Annotated in this window: 14 protein-coding genes; 10 read left to right on the forward strand and 4 right to left on the reverse strand. The window is 63.9% G+C overall.

Annotated elements, in window-relative coordinates; translation table 11 throughout:
• Positions 1-519 precede the first annotated feature (519 nt).
• Positions 520-1323 carry a basic amino acid ABC transporter substrate-binding protein gene (locus C266_RS08810; protein WP_010808639.1) on the reverse strand — a complete coding sequence of 268 codons (804 nt, stop codon included), beginning with the start codon at positions 1321-1323 and terminating at the stop codon, positions 520-522.
• 85 nt (positions 1324-1408) lie between these two features.
• Entirely contained in the window at positions 1409-2185 is a 777-nt protein-coding gene (locus C266_RS08815) for an enoyl-CoA hydratase (protein ID WP_010808640.1), read from the reverse strand.
• A gap of 517 nt (positions 2186-2702) precedes the next feature.
• On the opposite strand from C266_RS08815, the gene paaN reads away from it, so the two are divergent.
• The 5 genes from paaN to paaK all read left to right on the forward strand — a co-directional run bounded on the left by paaN (position 2703) and on the right by paaK (position 8520).
• The gene (gene paaN, locus C266_RS08820) at positions 2703-4397 is read left to right on the forward strand and encodes a phenylacetic acid degradation protein PaaN (protein ID WP_010808641.1); all 1695 of its coding nucleotides are present in this window, start codon (positions 2703-2705) and stop codon (positions 4395-4397) included.
• A gap of 131 nt (positions 4398-4528) precedes the next feature.
• Entirely contained in the window at positions 4529-5731 is a 1203-nt protein-coding gene (pcaF, locus tag C266_RS08825) for a 3-oxoadipyl-CoA thiolase (RefSeq protein ID WP_010808642.1), read from the forward strand.
• A 48-nt stretch (positions 5732-5779) separates the two neighbouring features.
• The gene (gene paaG, locus C266_RS08830; protein WP_010808643.1) at positions 5780-6562 is read left to right on the forward strand and encodes a 2-(1,2-epoxy-1,2-dihydrophenyl)acetyl-CoA isomerase PaaG; all 783 of its coding nucleotides are present in this window, start codon (positions 5780-5782) and stop codon (positions 6560-6562) included.
• 118 nt (positions 6563-6680) lie between these two features.
• Positions 6681-7139, forward strand: a complete 459-nt coding sequence (paaI, locus tag C266_RS08835) for a hydroxyphenylacetyl-CoA thioesterase PaaI (protein WP_010808644.1) — start codon at positions 6681-6683, stop codon at positions 7137-7139.
• Between the two features lie 85 nt (positions 7140-7224).
• Positions 7225-8520 (forward strand): phenylacetate--CoA ligase PaaK, encoded by a 1296-nt coding sequence (gene paaK, locus C266_RS08840; RefSeq protein ID WP_010808645.1) that lies wholly within the window; start codon positions 7225-7227, stop codon positions 8518-8520.
• A 102-nt stretch (positions 8521-8622) separates the two neighbouring features.
• On the opposite strand, the gene C266_RS08845 is transcribed toward paaK, so the two are convergent.
• A complete protein-coding gene (locus C266_RS08845) occupies positions 8623-9765 on the reverse strand; it encodes a murein transglycosylase A (RefSeq protein ID WP_010808646.1) in 1143 nt (380 codons plus the stop codon).
• Here C266_RS08845 and C266_RS27330 point away from each other — a divergent pair.
• On the forward strand, positions 9764-10015 hold the full coding sequence (locus C266_RS27330; protein WP_010808647.1) for a hypothetical protein: 252 nt from the start codon (positions 9764-9766) through the stop codon (positions 10013-10015). The genes C266_RS08845 and C266_RS27330 overlap by 2 nt on opposite strands.
• 27 nt (positions 10016-10042) lie before the next feature.
• Here the strand turns inward: C266_RS27330 and apaG are convergent, their stop codons facing one another.
• Complete coding sequence (apaG, locus tag C266_RS08850) at positions 10043-10417, reverse strand: Co2+/Mg2+ efflux protein ApaG (RefSeq protein ID WP_010808648.1); 375 nt, start codon at positions 10415-10417, stop codon at positions 10043-10045.
• A gap of 288 nt (positions 10418-10705) precedes the next feature.
• Between apaG and rpe the strand changes: the two genes are divergently transcribed.
• The 4 genes from rpe (at position 10706) to C266_RS08870 (ending at position 15821) form a co-directional block, all read left to right on the forward strand.
• Positions 10706-11386, forward strand: coding sequence for a ribulose-phosphate 3-epimerase (rpe, locus tag C266_RS08855; RefSeq protein ID WP_010808649.1), 681 nt, complete (start codon positions 10706-10708; stop codon positions 11384-11386).
• Positions 11383-12099, forward strand: a complete 717-nt coding sequence (locus tag C266_RS08860; protein ID WP_010808650.1) for a phosphoglycolate phosphatase — start codon at positions 11383-11385, stop codon at positions 12097-12099. Before rpe ends, C266_RS08860 begins: the two co-directional genes overlap by 4 nt.
• A 386-nt stretch (positions 12100-12485) precedes the next feature.
• Positions 12486-13991, forward strand: coding sequence for an anthranilate synthase component I (gene trpE / locus C266_RS08865; protein ID WP_010808651.1), 1506 nt, complete (start codon positions 12486-12488; stop codon positions 13989-13991).
• Between the two features lie 357 nt (positions 13992-14348).
• Positions 14349-15821, forward strand: coding sequence for an efflux transporter outer membrane subunit (locus C266_RS08870; protein WP_370855842.1), 1473 nt, complete (start codon positions 14349-14351; stop codon positions 15819-15821).
• The last annotated feature ends 12 nt before the right edge of the window (positions 15822-15833 follow it).

The raw sequence follows: 15833 nt of genomic DNA on the forward strand, positions 1-15833 counted from the left end.
CTTAACTTACCTATTACTATGTGAGCCTCAATAAATTTAAAGCTAATCTGCCGTAGCAGACGCACCATTCATCGAGTGCCCACACTTATCGGTTGTTTAATTTTTAAAGATCAATCGCATCCAACTTCGCTTCGTCGCACACTTACCGCGCCGTCGCTTCGTTTTCTGCGTCGCTGCATCAGCAGCAGAGAAGTGAGATTATGTCGCAGCTTCTCGTCGTCGTCAACAGTTTTTTTCGCTTTCTTCGCTCGCCGCCGTAGCAACTCACAAGCGCCAAACCCTCTGACCACCGGGCTTTCCAGCCCGTTGCTCCAATCCGCTTCGCCGCTTTCGCTGCGTCGCCGTCGTTGCGAGAGACGAGATATTAGTGAAAACCCCGAACCCTGGCAAGCCTTTTGTGAAAATAATTTGAAAACCTATAAAAAAGCGCCCCGAGAGGCTCCCTTTATGACGGGGCTTCTTTATCAAGCATCGGCACCTGCGGATGCCAATGCCCTATATCCAACGAGCAAGAGCATGTCAGGACTTCTTGCCGAAATAGCGCTCGAAGATGGCGTCGTACGTGCCATCCGCCTTGATCGCATCAATGCCCTTATTGATCTTGGCCAATAGCTCGACATCGCCCTTGCGTACCGCAATGCCGTAATACTCCTTCGGGAAGTTGCTATCGGCGACCGTACGCAACTTGGCATTCGGATTATTCGCAATGAAGTTCACCACGACGCCATTGTCGGCCACCACCGCATCGACACCGCCCGCCTCAAGCTCTTTCATCGCGAGCGGCGTGCCTTCGAAGCGTTTGACCGCCGGATTGTTCTTGCCCATGAGCTTTTGCACGACTTCATCGCCCGTGGTCGCCGTCTGCACGCCCACCTTCATGGCCTTCAGATCTTCAAACTTCTGCACAGTCGAGTTGGCCGGGACGGCAATCAACTGCGACGCCTCGAAGTAAGGCGTCGAGAAGTTCATCTGCTTGCGACGCTCGTTCGTAATCGTGATCGCCGAAATCAGAATGTCCCGATCCCCCTGCACCAGCGAATTGAAGATGCCCTCGAACGGCGTATTGATAAACCGGATGGAGATGCCCGCCTTGTCGGCGACGGCCTTCATCACATCGATATCGAAGCCGGCGACCTGCCGGGTATCGGTCTCATACTCGAACGGTGCATAGGCGGCATCCGAACCGACGACGTACACAGGTTGCGAGCCATCCGGCCCGACCGACCGGCCCGCGGCCGATTCTTCCTTCTTCCCGCAGGCGCTCAACAACAGCCCGGAGGCCGCAACCAAAGCCAGCGCAAATGCACGTCGTTTCATCGCCATCGATTCGTCCCTTGCTGAAAAAATCGGCAGCCTATCATAGGACGACCCCCGCATCCGGAGGTCATCCCGGTTTTCTGCAACAGGCTCAGCGATGCTTGAAAACCGGCTTTCGCTTCTCGACGAACGCCGCCATGCCTTCCTTCTGATCCTCGAGCGCGAACAGCGAATGGAATATGCGGCGCTCGAACTGCACCCCTTCGTCGAGCGTCGACTCGAATGCGCGATTGACGGCTTCCTTGGCAGCCATCACAACCGGCAGCGAATATTCGCAGATGGTGTTGGCGGCACCAATGGCCTCGTCGAGCAGCTTGTCGGCAGGCACCACGCGCGACACGAGACCCGCCCGCTCCGCTTCCGTCGCATCCATGAAACGTGCCGTCAGACACATGTCCATCGCCTTGGCCTTCGACACCGCGCGCGTGAGACGCTGCGTGCCGCCCGCGCCCGGAATCACGCCGAGCTTGATTTCCGGCTGGCCGAACTTTGCGGTGTCGGCCGCGATGATGAAGTCGCACATCATCGCCAGTTCACACCCGCCACCGAGGGCGAAACCCGACACGGCCGCGATCACCGGTTTTCGGATTCGACGCACGGTTTCCCAGTTGCGCGTGATGTAGTCGCCCTTGAATACGTCGGCAAAGGTGTACTTCGACATCATGCCGATGTCCGCCCCTGCCGCAAACGCCTTCTCGCTGCCGGTAATTACCATGCAACCGATGGCCTCGTCAGCGTCGAAGGCGGTCAGCGCGGCGCCCAGTTCGTCCATCAGCGCATCGTTCAGCGCGTTGAGCGCCTTGGGACGATTCAGCGTGATCAGACCGACGCGGCCACGCGTCTCCACCAGAATGTTCTCGTACGTCATCCTCTTCTTCCTCCAGTCAAAGTCGTCTTGTGGTTCGGGGGCAGCGCGGCTAAGGCGTCACACCTTCGCCGTCGCCGGAAACAGGCATAAGGCGATGGACACGCCGTTGATTTACAGCGGCGCTGCGGCGCACGCGGCAAACCGAGGTAAAAAGGGCTTGCCGGGCGTCGACTGCAGTGGTTAGGCATGATGCCATCGATCTCCCGGCCACGCACCTCTCGTTGCGCCAAGCAAACGTCCAACCGTCCGCGCCGCGCCGGCCGTAGCGCGAGGCATGCCGCCGCGCATACCCGGATGCCGCGCAATCCGTCGGGGAAAACCCGGCGTCATCGCGTGCCACGCCCGGAAGATTTGATGCTATATTAACAAACCAACCGGTCGGTCAATTAATGTTCATGAGACATGCCGACCACGACCCGGTGCCGTTTCCTGCGTCTTGCCGCGCGCCTGCACAAACGTGCCCGCCGGCAGACAGCGAATCCGCCAGCCGCATCCCGACACGGACAAACCCACAACCATGACTCATCCCCTCTTCGCCAAACACCAAGAGACTCTCGAGCGCGCCCTTCAGGCCATCGCCACGCGTGGTTACTGGAGCCCGTTCACGGAAATGCCGAGCCCGCGTGCGTATGGCGAGACGGCCGCAGCAGACGGCGAAGCCGCTTTCAAGCAGTACCTGAACGCGGCCTTCCCGCTGGAACAGCGCGGCAGCACGGGCAGCGTGGGCCAGGAGGCTTCGCCCTTCGGCTTCGCGCTCGGCACGACCTATCCCGGTTTCGAGATCGACGCCCTGCTCGCCCGCGTGAGCGACGCCCACAAGTCGTGGCGCGCCGCCACCCCGGACGCCTGGGTCGGTGTGTCGCTGGAAATCCTCAAGCGCCTGAACGCGCGCAGCTTCGAAATGGCCAACGCGGTGATGCACACGACGGGCCAGGCGTTCATGATGGCCTTCCAGGCCGGTGGCCCGCACGCACAGGATCGCGGCCTCGAAGCCGTGGCGTACGCCTGGGACGAACTGCGCCGCATCCCGGCGGATGCTTACTGGGAAAAGCCGCAAGGCAAGAACCCGCCGCTGGCGATGGAAAAGCGTTACACCGTCGTGCCGCGCGGCGTGGCACTGGTGCTCGGTTGCTGCACGTTCCCGACGTGGAACGGCTACCCGGGCCTGTTCGCCAGCCTCGCCACGGGCAACGCCGTGATCGTCAAACCGCACCCGGGCGCGATCCTTCCGCTCGCCATCACCGTCAAGATTGCTCGCGACGTTCTCAAGGAAGCCGGCTTCGATCCGGATGTCGTCACGCTCGCGGCCACCAACCCGAACGACGGCGCCATCGTCCAGCAACTGGCCAAGCGCAATGAAGTGCGCGTGATCGACTTCACCGGCAGCACCGCCAACGGCGACTGGCTGGAGACCCATGCCCGCCAGGCACAGGTCTACACCGAGAAGGCCGGCGTGAACCAGATCGTGATCGATTCGACGGACGACCTGAAGGGCATGGCCCGCAACATCGGCTTCTCGCTGGCGCTGTACTCGGGGCAGATGTGCACTGCGCCGCAGAACATCTACATTCCGCGCGACGGCATCCAGACGCCGGACGGCAAAGTGTCGTTCGATGAAGTGGTCGCCGCCATCGCCGGCAGCGTCCAGAAGACGTGCAGCGACCCGGCCAAGGCTGTCGAACTGCTCGGTGCGATTCAGAACGAAGGCGTGCTCGCCCGTATCGACGAAGCCCGCAAGGTCGGCCGCGTTGTGCTCGACAGCCAGACGCTCCAGCACCCGGCCTTCGCCGATGCCCGCGTGCGCACGCCGCTGATCGTCGCCCTCGACGTCGCCGACGAAGCGGCCTACACCCGCGAGTGGTTCGGCCCGATCGCCTTCGTGATTGCCGTCGACAACAGCGCGCAAGCTTTCGCACTGGCCGGCCGCACCGCAGCCGAACATGGCGCGCTCACGCTGTCGGCCTACACGACGACGGCCGAAGGTGAAGCCCAGGCGCTCGACGCCGCCATCGAAGGTCGCGTCGCGTTGTCGCTCAACCTGACCGGTGGCGTTTTCGTGAACCAGTCCGCCGCCTTCTCGGATTATCACGGCACGGGCGGCAATCCTGCCGCGAACGCGAGCCTCGCCGACGCCGCCTTCGTCGCGAATCGTTTCCGCGTCGTACAGAGCCGCCACCACGTGCCGGCCAAGTCCGACACCGGCGCCGCTTGAACACCGCGACCCATTTATATAGAGAGAGGGCGGCAAACACCTCACGGCATGTCAGCGCGACGCTCGGCCACTCACCGTCGCGCGGCCGCCGCCGTGCCCTCCGCCCCACGAAAAGACAGGAACGAGACATCATGACCGAAGCTTTCATCTGCGACGCGATCCGTACGCCCATCGGCCGCTACGGCGGCGCCCTGAAGGACGTTCGCGCCGACAACCTCGGTGCGATCCCCCTCAAGGCGCTCATGGCGCGTAACCCGAACGTCGACTGGACACTGATCGACGACGTCATCTACGGTTGCGCCAACCAGGCCGGCGAAGATAACCGTAACGTGGCCCGCATGGCCGCACTGCTCGCCGAACTACCGATCGAAGTGCCGGGCGCCACACTCAACCGCCTGTGCGGCTCGGGCATGGACGCCATCGGCAGCGCCGCGCGCGCCATCAAGGCAGGCGAAGCCGGACTGATGATCGCCGGCGGCGTCGAGTCGATGACCCGCGCACCGTTCGTCATGGGCAAGGCCGACAGCGCGTTCGCCCGTCAGGCCGCGATTTTCGACACGACCATCGGCTGGCGCTTCATCAACCCGCTGATGAAGGCGCAATACGGCGTGGACTCGATGCCGGAGACGGCCGAGAACGTGGCCGACGACTTCAAGATCAACCGCGAAGATCAGGACCGCTTCGCCCTGCGCAGCCAGGAGAAAGCCGCACGCGCGCAAGCCGACGGCACACTCGCCCAGGAGATCACGCCGGTATCGATCGCGCAGAAGAAGGGCGATCCGGTCGTCGTCGAGCGCGACGAGCACCCGCGCGCGACGAGCCTCGAATCGCTGGCCAAGCTCAAGGGCGTGGTGCGCCCGGACGGCACCGTCACCGCGGGCAACGCTTCGGGTGTGAACGACGGCGCCTGCGCCCTGCTGCTCGCGAGCGAAAGCGCCGCCAAGCTGCACGGTCTCACCCCGCGTGCGCGCGTGCTCGGCATGGCCACCGCCGGCGTCGCCCCGCGCATCATGGGCATCGGCCCGGCCCCAGCCACGGTCAAGCTGCTCAAGCAATTGAACATGACGCTGGATCAGTTCGACGTGATCGAGCTGAACGAAGCCTTCGCGAGCCAGGGTCTGGCGGTGTTGCGTCAACTCGGCGTTGCCGACGACGACGCCCGCGTGAACCCGAACGGCGGCGCCATTGCGCTGGGCCACCCGCTGGGCGCGTCGGGCGCGCGTCTGGTGACCACCGCGATGTACCAATTGCACCGGACCGGTGGACGCTTCGCGCTGTGCACGATGTGCATCGGCGTGGGCCAGGGCATTGCGATCGCCATCGAGCGCGTCTGAGCGCCCGGCACCGCCACGACATCACAAGACACCCGGAGGAAGACACCGATGACCGCCACGGTTCAACTGACGCTGAACGCCAACGTTGCAACGATCACGCTCAACCGTCCCGAGAAGCTGAACAGCTTCACGCGGCAGATGCATGCGGCGCTGCGCGACGCCCTCGATAGCGCGCAGGCGCAAGGGGCGCGAGCCATTGTGCTGACCGGTGCCGGACGCGGCTTTTGCGCCGGTCAGGATCTGGCGGATCTCGACTTCACCCCGGGCGCCTCGACCGATCTCGGGGCACTGATCGACGAGAACTTCAACCCGCTCGTGCGCAAGCTGCGCGCAATGCCGCTGCCGGTGATCGCTGCGGTGAACGGCATCGCCGCAGGCGCGGGGGCCAATCTGGCCCTCGCCTGCGACATCGTGCTTGCCGGTGCGTCGGCCAACTTCGTGCAGGCGTTCGTCAAGATCGGCCTGGTGCCCGACACGGGCGGCACGTGGTTCCTGCCGCAACGCGTCGGCATGGCCCGCGCGATGGGGCTTGCGATGCTCGGCGACAAGTTGTCGGCCGAACAAGCCGAGCATTGGGGACTGATCTGGCGCTGCGTCAACGACGACGTCTTGCTTGGCGAAGCGCAGAAGCTCGCCGCACAACTGGCGACGCAGCCGACCAAGGCCATCGCGAACATCAAGGAAGCGCTGTACGCCTCGGCGACCAACACGCTCGACCAGCAGCTCGATGTCGAGCGCGACGCACAGCGCGCACTGGGCGCGTCGTATGACTATGCCGAAGGCGTGAACGCGTTCCTCGAGAAACGCGCGCCGAAGTTCGAAGGCCGCTGAGCGCAGACGCTGCGCGGGCCAGGGAAAAGCCGAGACAAGCACAGTAACGACGCACGAAGCACGCCAAAACCACGCGCGCCGCACGAGAGACCGACACCATAACAAGACGAGAGACACGATGAGCCTGACCTCCCCCGCCGCCAAGGCAACCAGTGAGATGACCCCGGAAGAACTCGCCCGCGCCACGGGCGAGGCCATGTACCGCAGCGACCGTGCGAGCCAGTGGCTGGGCATGGAGTTGCAGGATGTGCGTCCGGGCTACGCGCGCATGACGATGCGCATTCGCGATGAATTCCTCAACGGTCACGCCATCTGCCACGGCGGCCTGATGTTCACGCTCGCCGACTCGACTTTTGCTTTCGCGTGCAACAGCTACAACATCAATACGGTCGCAGCCGGATGCAGCATCGAATTCCTGAAGCCGGTCTCGGGGGGCGACACGCTCACGGCCGAGGCACAGGAGCAGGTGCTCTCGGGGCGTCATGGCATTTACGACATTCGCCTGACGAATTCAGCGGGCGAAGTCGTCGCGATGTTCCGCGGCAAGTCCGCACAGATCAAGGGCAATGTCGTCTGACACGCCCGGCAACACGCGAGTCCGGGCACGGGTTCGCGAGACACATGCGTAACAGTGAGAAGTAGCAAGTCCCAAGGAGACAGTCATGACCACCGCCCTGCCGCTCGAGCCGATCGAGAAAGCGAGCCTCGACGAACTGCGCAGCCTTCAGCTCGACCGTCTGAAGACGACGTTGCGGCATGCTTATGAAAATTCGCCGGTGTATCGCCGGAAGTTCGACGAGGCCGGCGTCCATCCGGACGATCTGACCTCGCTGGCCGATCTGGCCAAGTTCCCATTCACAACGAAGCAGGATCTGCGCGACAGCTATCCGTTCGGCATGTTCGCCGTGCCGATGGAACAGGTCTCGCGCGTGCATGCGTCTTCGGGCACGACGGGCAAGCCGACGGTCGTGGGCTACACCGCCAACGACATCAGCACGTGGGCCGATCTGGTCGCACGCTCGATCCGTGCTTCGGGTGCGCGTCGCGGCGACAAGGTGCACATCAGCTACGGTTACGGCCTGTTCACGGGCGGCCTGGGTGCGCACTACGGCGCCGAGCGAGCCGGCCTGACGGTGATCCCGTTCGGCGGCGGGCAGACCGAGAAGCAGGTACAACTGATTCGGGACTTCAAGCCCGACATCATCATGGTCACGCCGAGCTACATGCTCGCGATTGCCGACGAACTCGAGCGCCAGGGCGTGGTGGCGGCCGACGCCTCGCTGCGTATCGGTATCTTCGGCGCGGAGCCGTGGACGAACGACATGCGCTCGGCCATCGAGAAGCGCATGGGCATCGATGCGGTCGACATCTACGGTCTGTCGGAAGTGATGGGCCCCGGTGTAGCTTGCGAATGTGCCGAGACGAAAGACGGCCCGACGATCTGGGAAGATCACTTCTTCCCCGAAATCATCGATCCGGAGACGGGCGAAGTGCTGCCCGACGGCGAGTTCGGCGAACTGGTGTTCACGTCGCTCACCAAGGAAGCGCTGCCGATCATCCGCTATCGCACGCGCGACCTCACGCGTCTGCTGCCGGGCACGGCGCGCACCATGCGCCGCATGGAGAAGATCACCGGCCGCTCGGACGACATGATGATCATTCGCGGGGTGAACGTTTTCCCGTCGCAAATCGAGGAACTGCTGCTGCGTCAGCCGGTGCTCTCGCCGCACTATCAGATCATTCTGGACAAGGAAGGTCCGATGGACACGATGGCGGTGGAAGTCGAAGCGGCCGTCGGCTGCGACGACGCCGCCGCGCTGCAATCGGCGGGCGGCGAACTCAAGCGCGACATCAAGACCCTCATCGGCGTGTCGTGCGCCGTGCGCGTGAAGCCGGTCGGCGCCATCGAGCGTTCGGTGGGCAAAGCGCGACGGGTTTTGGACAAGCGTCCGCGCTAATGCCACGCTAATGCCGCATTAATTCCGCATTCAGCGCTGCCAGCGTCCGTCGCCATGAAAAAAGCCCGCGAATTTCGCGGGCTTTTTCGTTGGCGCCAGACCTCACTGATTGGGCAGGAACACCCACATCCGGCCGCTCTGACGCATGCGTCCGGCCAAATCGCCGGCATCGTCGCCCAGGCCCCAGAAGAAGTCGGCACGCACACCGCCCTTGATCGCGCTGCCCGTGTCCTGCGCGAACATCAGCCGGTTGATCGGCGCGTTCGCCTGCGCGCCGAAGGGCGGGCGCGTCGTCGAGAGGAACACCGGGCTGCCCAGCGGGATCGACGCCGGATCGACGGCAATCGAGCGTTCGGCCGTGAGCGGCACGCCCAGCGCGCCAATCGGCCCCTCGATACCGCCCACGCCGTGGTTCGGCATTTCGCGGAAGAAGACGAAGCGCGGGTTCACGTCGAGCAAGGCGTCGACACGCGACGGATTGGCGCGCGCCCAGGCGCGAATGCCCTGCATCGTCGCCTGGGCGGCCGTAATTTCGCCACGATCGATCAGCCAGCGTCCGATCGACTTGTAAGGCTGGTCGTTGTTACCGCCATAGCCCACACGCATGATCGAGCCGTCGTCGAGCAGCACCTGGCCGGAGCCCTGCACTTGCAGGAAGAACGCCTCGATGGGGTCATCCACGTATACCAGTTCATAACCGCGCAGCATGCCGCTGCGCATGAGTTCGGCGCGCGCGGGCAGCGATCCGGCCTTACGGCCGGCGGGCCACTTGTAGAGCGGCGTCTGATAAACACCCCCGCGCACACGCGAGCCGTGCAGCAGCGGCTCGTAGTAACCGGTGATCAGGCCCGACTGCGTACCGTCGGAGTTCGCGATACGAAACGGCGTAAAGTACTGTTCGAAGAACAGCCTCACCGATGCCGGGTCCAGATCGTCGAGATGCTCGGCCGCGCGGCAGGCAGGCTGCCAGTTGTTCTGGCGGCCCAGCTTCATACAGCTCTGGGCAAGCGCGAGACGCGCGCCGATGAGTGAGTCGTCCTGCCAGCCGTCGACCTGCGACCACGACACGGGCTGCATGCGGCCCGCACCGGAAGGCGGTGTTGCGACGGTGGACGGCGGCGTGCCTGGACGATAGGTGCCGGAAGGAGGCACACTCGAACAACCGTAGAGCAATGCGGCAAACGCGGCGAGCGCCAGGCCCCGGCCGGCGCGCCACCGCCCGAACATAGTCAGGAAGAGCGTCATGGGTAATCTGTTCGATGAATATCCGGCCTTGCTGGTCTTGCCGGAAGTGTTGCTGGCGATCGTGATCGTCGCCGCTATTGTAGTGATGCGACGCAAGCCGTCGCCCAAACGCAGGGTTCGCCAGACGCGCGCGATCCGGCCGATGCCGAGCGATACCGTAGACCCGATCGATCCTTCGAGCCCGGACCCGGCCGCTCGCGCAGCCGACGATCCGCTCAAGCGGGAAGACTGGTCCGACGATCGTCGCTGAGGTTCGAACATCGCGCGCCTCCTCGGCTCAGTGCAGGGTACGCGGCATGGTGAGCGCGAACTCGGCGATGGGCGCTTCGAAGCGCGTGCCGTCTTCGGCGACGCAGAAGTACTCGCCGCGCATGGTGCCGACCGGCGTGGCGACCATCGCCCAGCTCGTGTACTCGAACTGCTCACCGGGTTGCAGGAACGGCTGATGGCCGATCACGCCCAGACCGTTGACTTCCTGCACATGGTTGTCGCCGTCGGTGATCACCCAGTGACGCGAGATCAGTTGGGCCGGCACTTCCCCGCTGTTGCGAATCGTGATCGTGTAGGCAAAGGCGAATTGCCGGCGGTCCGGTTCCGATTGCTCCGGGAGATATTGCGGGCGCACCGTGACGGTAAATTCATACTGGCTCATCGGGTGTTCCTGTTGCGCATGGTGCTCTCTGATGACGTTCTGGTCTGACAGCTCAGCGCTGCCTAAGGAGTAACGATGCCCGCTACCGGCATCGTGACGGACGTGCGGCACAGGCGCCATCCCGTTTTGCAAGGCATTCTGCGGCAAGTCGTCGCAGGTCGCAACCGGCAAACACGCTGGGACGGTGCCCGCTCAGGGCGCATTCACACCCGCACATTCGGTTCACTACGGGCAGGGGTCATGCGAAAGCTTTAAAATATCGCTTTTGACGCCATTCCCGGTCCCGCCATGACGCAATTCTGTATCGCCCCCAGCATCCTGTCCGCCGACTTTGCCCGGCTGGGCGAAGAAGTCCGTAACGTTGTGGCGGCTGGCGCCGACTGGATTCACTTCGACGTGATGGATAACCATTATGTTCCCAACCTGACCATCGGCCCGATGGTGTGCGAGGCGATCCGCCCGCACGTCGACGTGCCCATCGACGTACATCTGATGGTACGCCCGGTCGACCGCATCGTGCCCGACTTCGCCAAAGCCGGCGCCAACCTGATCACTTTCCACCCGGAAGCCTCGGAACACGTCGATCGCACGCTGAGCCTGATTCGTGACAACGGCTGCAAGGCTGGCCTTGTGTTCAACCCCGGTACGCCGCTGCACTATCTCGATCACGTGATGGATCGTCTCGACATGGTGCTCATCATGTCGGTGAACCCCGGCTTCGGCGGTCAGTCGTTCATTCCCGAGGCGCTCAACAAGCTGCGCGCCGTGCGCGCACGCATCGACGCCTACACGGCCGAGACCGGCCGCGAGATCCGTCTGGAAATCGATGGCGGCGTCAAGGTCGACAACATTGCCGAAATCGCCGCCGCCGGCGCCGACACGTTCGTCGCCGGTTCGGCGATCTTCGGCAAACCCGACTACAAGGCGGTGATCGACCAGATGCGCGCCCAACTGGCGAGCGTGGCATGACCCATACCGCCCCACTCCAACTGGACGGCATCCGCGCAGTGCTGATCGACCTCGACGGCACGCTCGTCGACACGGCAGGCGACTTCGGCGTGGCGCTCAACGCCATGCTGGCCGATCTGGGCGCAGCGCCCGTGCCGACAGCGCGTCTGATGACGTTTGTCGGCAAAGGCACGGCCAATCTGGTGCGCAAAACCCTCGCCGAGCGCTTCGCCGAGGCCGAAATCGACAGCCTGTTCGAGCGTGCGCAAGACAAGTACGAAGCCGTCTACACGTCGATCAACGGCAAGCACACGGCGCTCTACCCGGAAGTGCGCGAAGGACTGACGGCCTTGCGCGACGCCGGGCTGCCCGTGGCGTGCATCACCAACAAGCAGCACCGCTTCGCCGTGACGCTGCTTGAGCACTACGACCTGTCCGGCCAGTTCGACCTCGTGTACGGCGGCGATTCGTGGCCCAAGCGCAAGCCCGACCCGATGCCGCTCGTCAAAGCCTGCGAAGCGTTCGGCGTGTTGCCGGCGCAAGCCGTGCTGGTCGGCGACTCGGGCAACGACGCGCTAGCCGCCCGCGCAGCGGGTTGCCGGTCGCTCACGGTGCCGTATGGCTACAACCATGGCGAATCTGTACAAACGATCGACACGGATGGTATAGTCGCCTCAATTCTGGGCGCCGCCCGGGCCATTCTGCCCAAGGCAACGCCCGCGCTGGCGAGCTGAATTCGCCGTCTTCCACACTGCATTCAAGCGCATGTTCCTGAACAAGAAACGGAGTCTTAGCGTGATCGACCGGGGGGCCTGGCCCTGGCGACGCTGGTCCTGCTGAACCCTTCCAAGGGGTGGCCGGGACCGCTGAAGTTCGTCTTCAGTAACCCGTTTCTTGCATCGTTGTTGTTCCCAAGAAGTTACACATCGGCACGCCATGTCGCATGGCGCGCGGATTCACCGAGACACGGTAATCGCCGTCGCATCGCAGGTGCGCGCGCGTTCGCCGTGATCCGGTGTGGGTCAGCACATCCACCCCGACACGACTCAGGTATTCTCAACGCCAATCCACGCCGATTCCGCGGGACTACCCGCCGGCAAACTTGCAGGCAGAGTGCAACATGACCGAACTCGAATTCAAATCGCTGGCCAATCAAGGCTTCAATCGCATTCCGCTGATCGCCGAGGCTTTCGCCGATCTCGACACCCCACTCTCGCTGTATCTCAAGCTGGCGCTGGGCGACCGGCGTGGCGCGAACACCTTCCTGCTCGAATCGGTCGTCGGCGGCGAGCGCTTCGGCCGCTACTCGTTCATCGGCCTGTCCGCCCGCACGTTGCTGCGCAGCTTCGGTCCGAAGACCGAGGTCGTGCGCGACGGTGCCGTCGTCGAGACGCACCACGGCGATCCACTCGAATTCATCACCCAGTTCCAGGCGCGCTTCAAAGTGGCACTGCGCCCCGGCATGCCGCGTTTTTGCGGTGGCCTGGCCGGCTACTTCGGCTACGACGCCGTGCGCTACATCGAGAAGAAGCTCGCGCACACCACCCCGCGCGACGATCTGAATCTGCCCGACATCCAGTTGCTGCTCACGGAAGAACTCGCCGTGATCGACAACCTGACCGGCAAGCTCTACCTCATCATTTACGCGGACCCCACGCAGCCGGAAGCGTATTCGAAGGCGCGCCTGCGTCTGCGCGAGTTGCGCACTCGTCTGAAGGCGCCGGTCGATGCCCCCGTCACGTCCGGCAGCGTGCGCACCGACACCTTCCGCGAGTTCGCCAAGCCGGATTACCTCGCGGCCGTCGCGAAGGCCAAGGAAGCCATCGAAGCCGGCGAACTGATGCAAGTGCAAGTCGGCCAACGCCTCATCAAGCCGTATCGCGACGCCCCACTGTCGCTCTATCGCGCGTTGCGCTCGCTCAACCCGTCGCCGTACATGTATTTCTACAACTTCGGCGATTTTCAGGTCGTCGGCGCGTCGCCCGAAATCCTCGTGCGTCAGGAGCGTCGCCAGACACCGGACGGCGAGCACGAAATCGTCACGATTCGCCCGCTTGCCGGCACGCGCCCGCGTGGCGCCACGCCCGAGCGCGATGCGGAACTGGCCACCGAATTGCTTTGCGATCCAAAAGAAGTTGCCGAGCACGTCATGCTCATCGATCTGGCACGTAACGACGTGGGCCGCATTGCACAGACGGGCACCGTCGAAGTCACCGACAAGATGGTCATCGAGAAGTACTCGCATGTGCAGCACATCGTGAGTTCGGTGGAAGGCCGTCTGCAACCGGGGCTGTCCAACATCGACGTGCTGCGCGCCACGTTCCCGGCCGGCACGCTCACCGGCGCGCCGAAAGTTCGCGCCATGGAACTGATCGACGAACTCGAGCCGGTCAAGCGCGGCCTGTATGGCGGCGCCGTAGGCTATCTGTCGTTCGGCGGCGAAATGGATGTCGCCATCGCGATTCGCACCGGCGTCATCAAGGACGGCAATCTGTATGTGCAAGCCGCTGCCGGTATCGTGGCCGACTCGGTGCCCGAATCCGAATGGCAAGAGACGGAAAACAAGGCCCGCGCCGTGCTGCGTGCGGCCGAACAGGTGCAGGACGGTCTAGACGCCGAGTTCTGATCCGCACGGCGGCGCCATCCACGTCTCGCGCCGCCGCACCAATATGACGCACGCCGCGGTTTGAAACGCTCACGCGTTCCCTATATGGCATTGGCGTGACATCGATATTCGCAGGGCCCTGAATCGATCCTCTACTCGATTCGGGGCCCTTGTTGATTTAGCACAACCGTTCGCTTTTTTTAGCGCCTCCGGTATACGCCGATTGACGTCACCACGCTATAGTTAGGCGTCCGTCGGGAGGTCGAAGCTTTTATGGCGAAATCATGCATTTCACCTATGCGTTCCGGCGTCGCAAACTCCTTTGCGATTGCCACGATAGCCGCACTTGTTACTACCCTGCTTAGCGGTTGTCTTTCGATGGCGCCGACTTATGAGCGCCCTGCGGCCCCGGTGGCCGATGTGTGGACACCCGATGTCAGTACATCCCCCGCCACTGCGGCGGCGCAGCCTGCGTCCATGCTCGATTGGCGAGAGTATTTCGCCGATCCGCAGTTGCGCACGCTCATCGAAACCGCGTTGGCCAACAATCGCGATCTGCGCGTCGCACTTGCTCGTGTCGAACAGGCGCGGGCGGCCTATGGCATTCAACGCGCCGATCTGTTTCCGTCGCTGGGTGCCGGCGCGAGCGAGACACGTCAGCGGGTACCCGGCGATCTGAGCCTCACCGGCAAGCCCTATATCAGCAGCCAATATCAGGTCGGTCTCGGCCTGTCGACGTGGGAACTGGACTTCTGGGGCCGCATCCGCAACCTGAAGGACGCCGCGCTAGACGAATATTTGGCCTCCGATGCATCTCGCCGCGCCCTCGAGCTGAGCCTGATCTCGCAAGTCGCACAGACGTGGCTGAGCCTGCGCGAGTTGGACGAACGCATTGCCCTGGCGCAGCAAACGGTCGATAGCCGTGCAGAGTCGCTGCGCATCTTCACGCGTCGCGAGCAGGTCGGCTCGACGTCGAAGCTCGATCTCACCGAAGTCACCACCCTCTGGCAGCAAGCGCGTGCGCTCGTCACGCAACTCCAGCAACAACGCGCCACGCAGGCCCACACATTGCAAGTGCTGGTGGGCACACCGATCGACACCTCGCCGCTGGCGCTCGACCACACGGCCGACGACGCCCGCCTGATGCGCGATCTCCAACCCGGCCTGCCGTCGTCGTTGCTCGAAGACCGGCCGGACATCATGGCTGCCGAGTATCAATTGCGCGCCGCCCACGCGAACATCGGCGCAGCCCGCGCGGCCTTCTTCCCGCAGATCACGCTTACCGGCTCGGTCGGCACGGCGAGCAGCGCACTTGACGGCTTGTTCACCGCCGGCAGCGCCGCATGGACGTTCACGCCGAGCATCAATATCCCGATCTTCCAGGGCGGACGCCTCGTGAACAACCTCGATCTCGCCGAAGCCCGTCGCGTCGAATCCGTCGCGAACTACGAGAAGACGATTCAGGAGGCATTCCGCGATGTCGCCGACGCCCTGAGCGCGCGCCGCTGGCTGGCCGATCAGGTCACGATCCTGCAAGCCACGCAGGATGCCCAGGCCGAGCGCGCGCGGCTCGCGAAGCTGCGTTACGACCACGGCGCGGCCGCGTTCCTCGAAGTGCTCGACGCCCAGCGCGATCTTCTCGCCATCGAACAACAAACGGTGCAGACGCGCCGCGCACTGCTGTCCGCGCGCGTGGCGCTCTACACGGCGCTCGGGGGCGGCAGCCGCCTCATGCCCGCCGCCGACGCCCCCGGTGGACCGTTCGCCCGCACGCCTCGCGTCGTCGAGCCATCGCCGCCCGGCGCGGTTGGCGCAGCGAGTCCGGCGAACGCCGTACCGGCCGTCCAATAAAGTCAAAAAGGC

This window comes from Pandoraea sp. SD6-2 (assembly GCF_000389825.1).
Taxonomy (GTDB): domain Bacteria; phylum Pseudomonadota; class Gammaproteobacteria; order Burkholderiales; family Burkholderiaceae; genus Pandoraea; species Pandoraea communis.

Bases quoted from the DNA above. Each gene is read 5' to 3' on its own strand.
- C266_RS08810 (WP_010808639.1), bottom strand. From the start codon at position 1,323: ATGGCGATGAAACGACGTGCATTTGCGCTGGCTTTGGTTGCGGCCTCC.
- C266_RS08815 (WP_010808640.1), bottom strand. From the start codon at position 2,185: ATGACGTACGAGAACATTCTGGTGGAGACGCGTGGCCGCGTCGGTCTG.
- paaN (WP_010808641.1), top strand. From the start codon at position 2,703: ATGACTCATCCCCTCTTCGCCAAACACCAAGAGACTCTCGAGCGCGCC.
- pcaF (WP_010808642.1), top strand. From the start codon at position 4,529: ATGACCGAAGCTTTCATCTGCGACGCGATCCGTACGCCCATCGGCCGC.
- paaG (WP_010808643.1), top strand. From the start codon at position 5,780: ATGACCGCCACGGTTCAACTGACGCTGAACGCCAACGTTGCAACGATC.
- paaI (WP_010808644.1), top strand. From the start codon at position 6,681: ATGAGCCTGACCTCCCCCGCCGCCAAGGCAACCAGTGAGATGACCCCG.
- paaK (WP_010808645.1), top strand. From the start codon at position 7,225: ATGACCACCGCCCTGCCGCTCGAGCCGATCGAGAAAGCGAGCCTCGAC.
- C266_RS27330 (WP_010808647.1), top strand. From the start codon at position 9,764: ATGGGTAATCTGTTCGATGAATATCCGGCCTTGCTGGTCTTGCCGGAA.
- C266_RS08845 (WP_010808646.1), bottom strand. From the start codon at position 9,765: ATGACGCTCTTCCTGACTATGTTCGGGCGGTGGCGCGCCGGCCGGGGC.
- apaG (WP_010808648.1), bottom strand. From the start codon at position 10,417: ATGAGCCAGTATGAATTTACCGTCACGGTGCGCCCGCAATATCTCCCG.
- rpe (WP_010808649.1), top strand. From the start codon at position 10,706: ATGACGCAATTCTGTATCGCCCCCAGCATCCTGTCCGCCGACTTTGCC.
- C266_RS08860 (WP_010808650.1), top strand. From the start codon at position 11,383: ATGACCCATACCGCCCCACTCCAACTGGACGGCATCCGCGCAGTGCTG.
- trpE (WP_010808651.1), top strand. From the start codon at position 12,486: ATGACCGAACTCGAATTCAAATCGCTGGCCAATCAAGGCTTCAATCGC.
- C266_RS08870 (WP_370855842.1), top strand. From the start codon at position 14,349: ATGGCGCCGACTTATGAGCGCCCTGCGGCCCCGGTGGCCGATGTGTGG.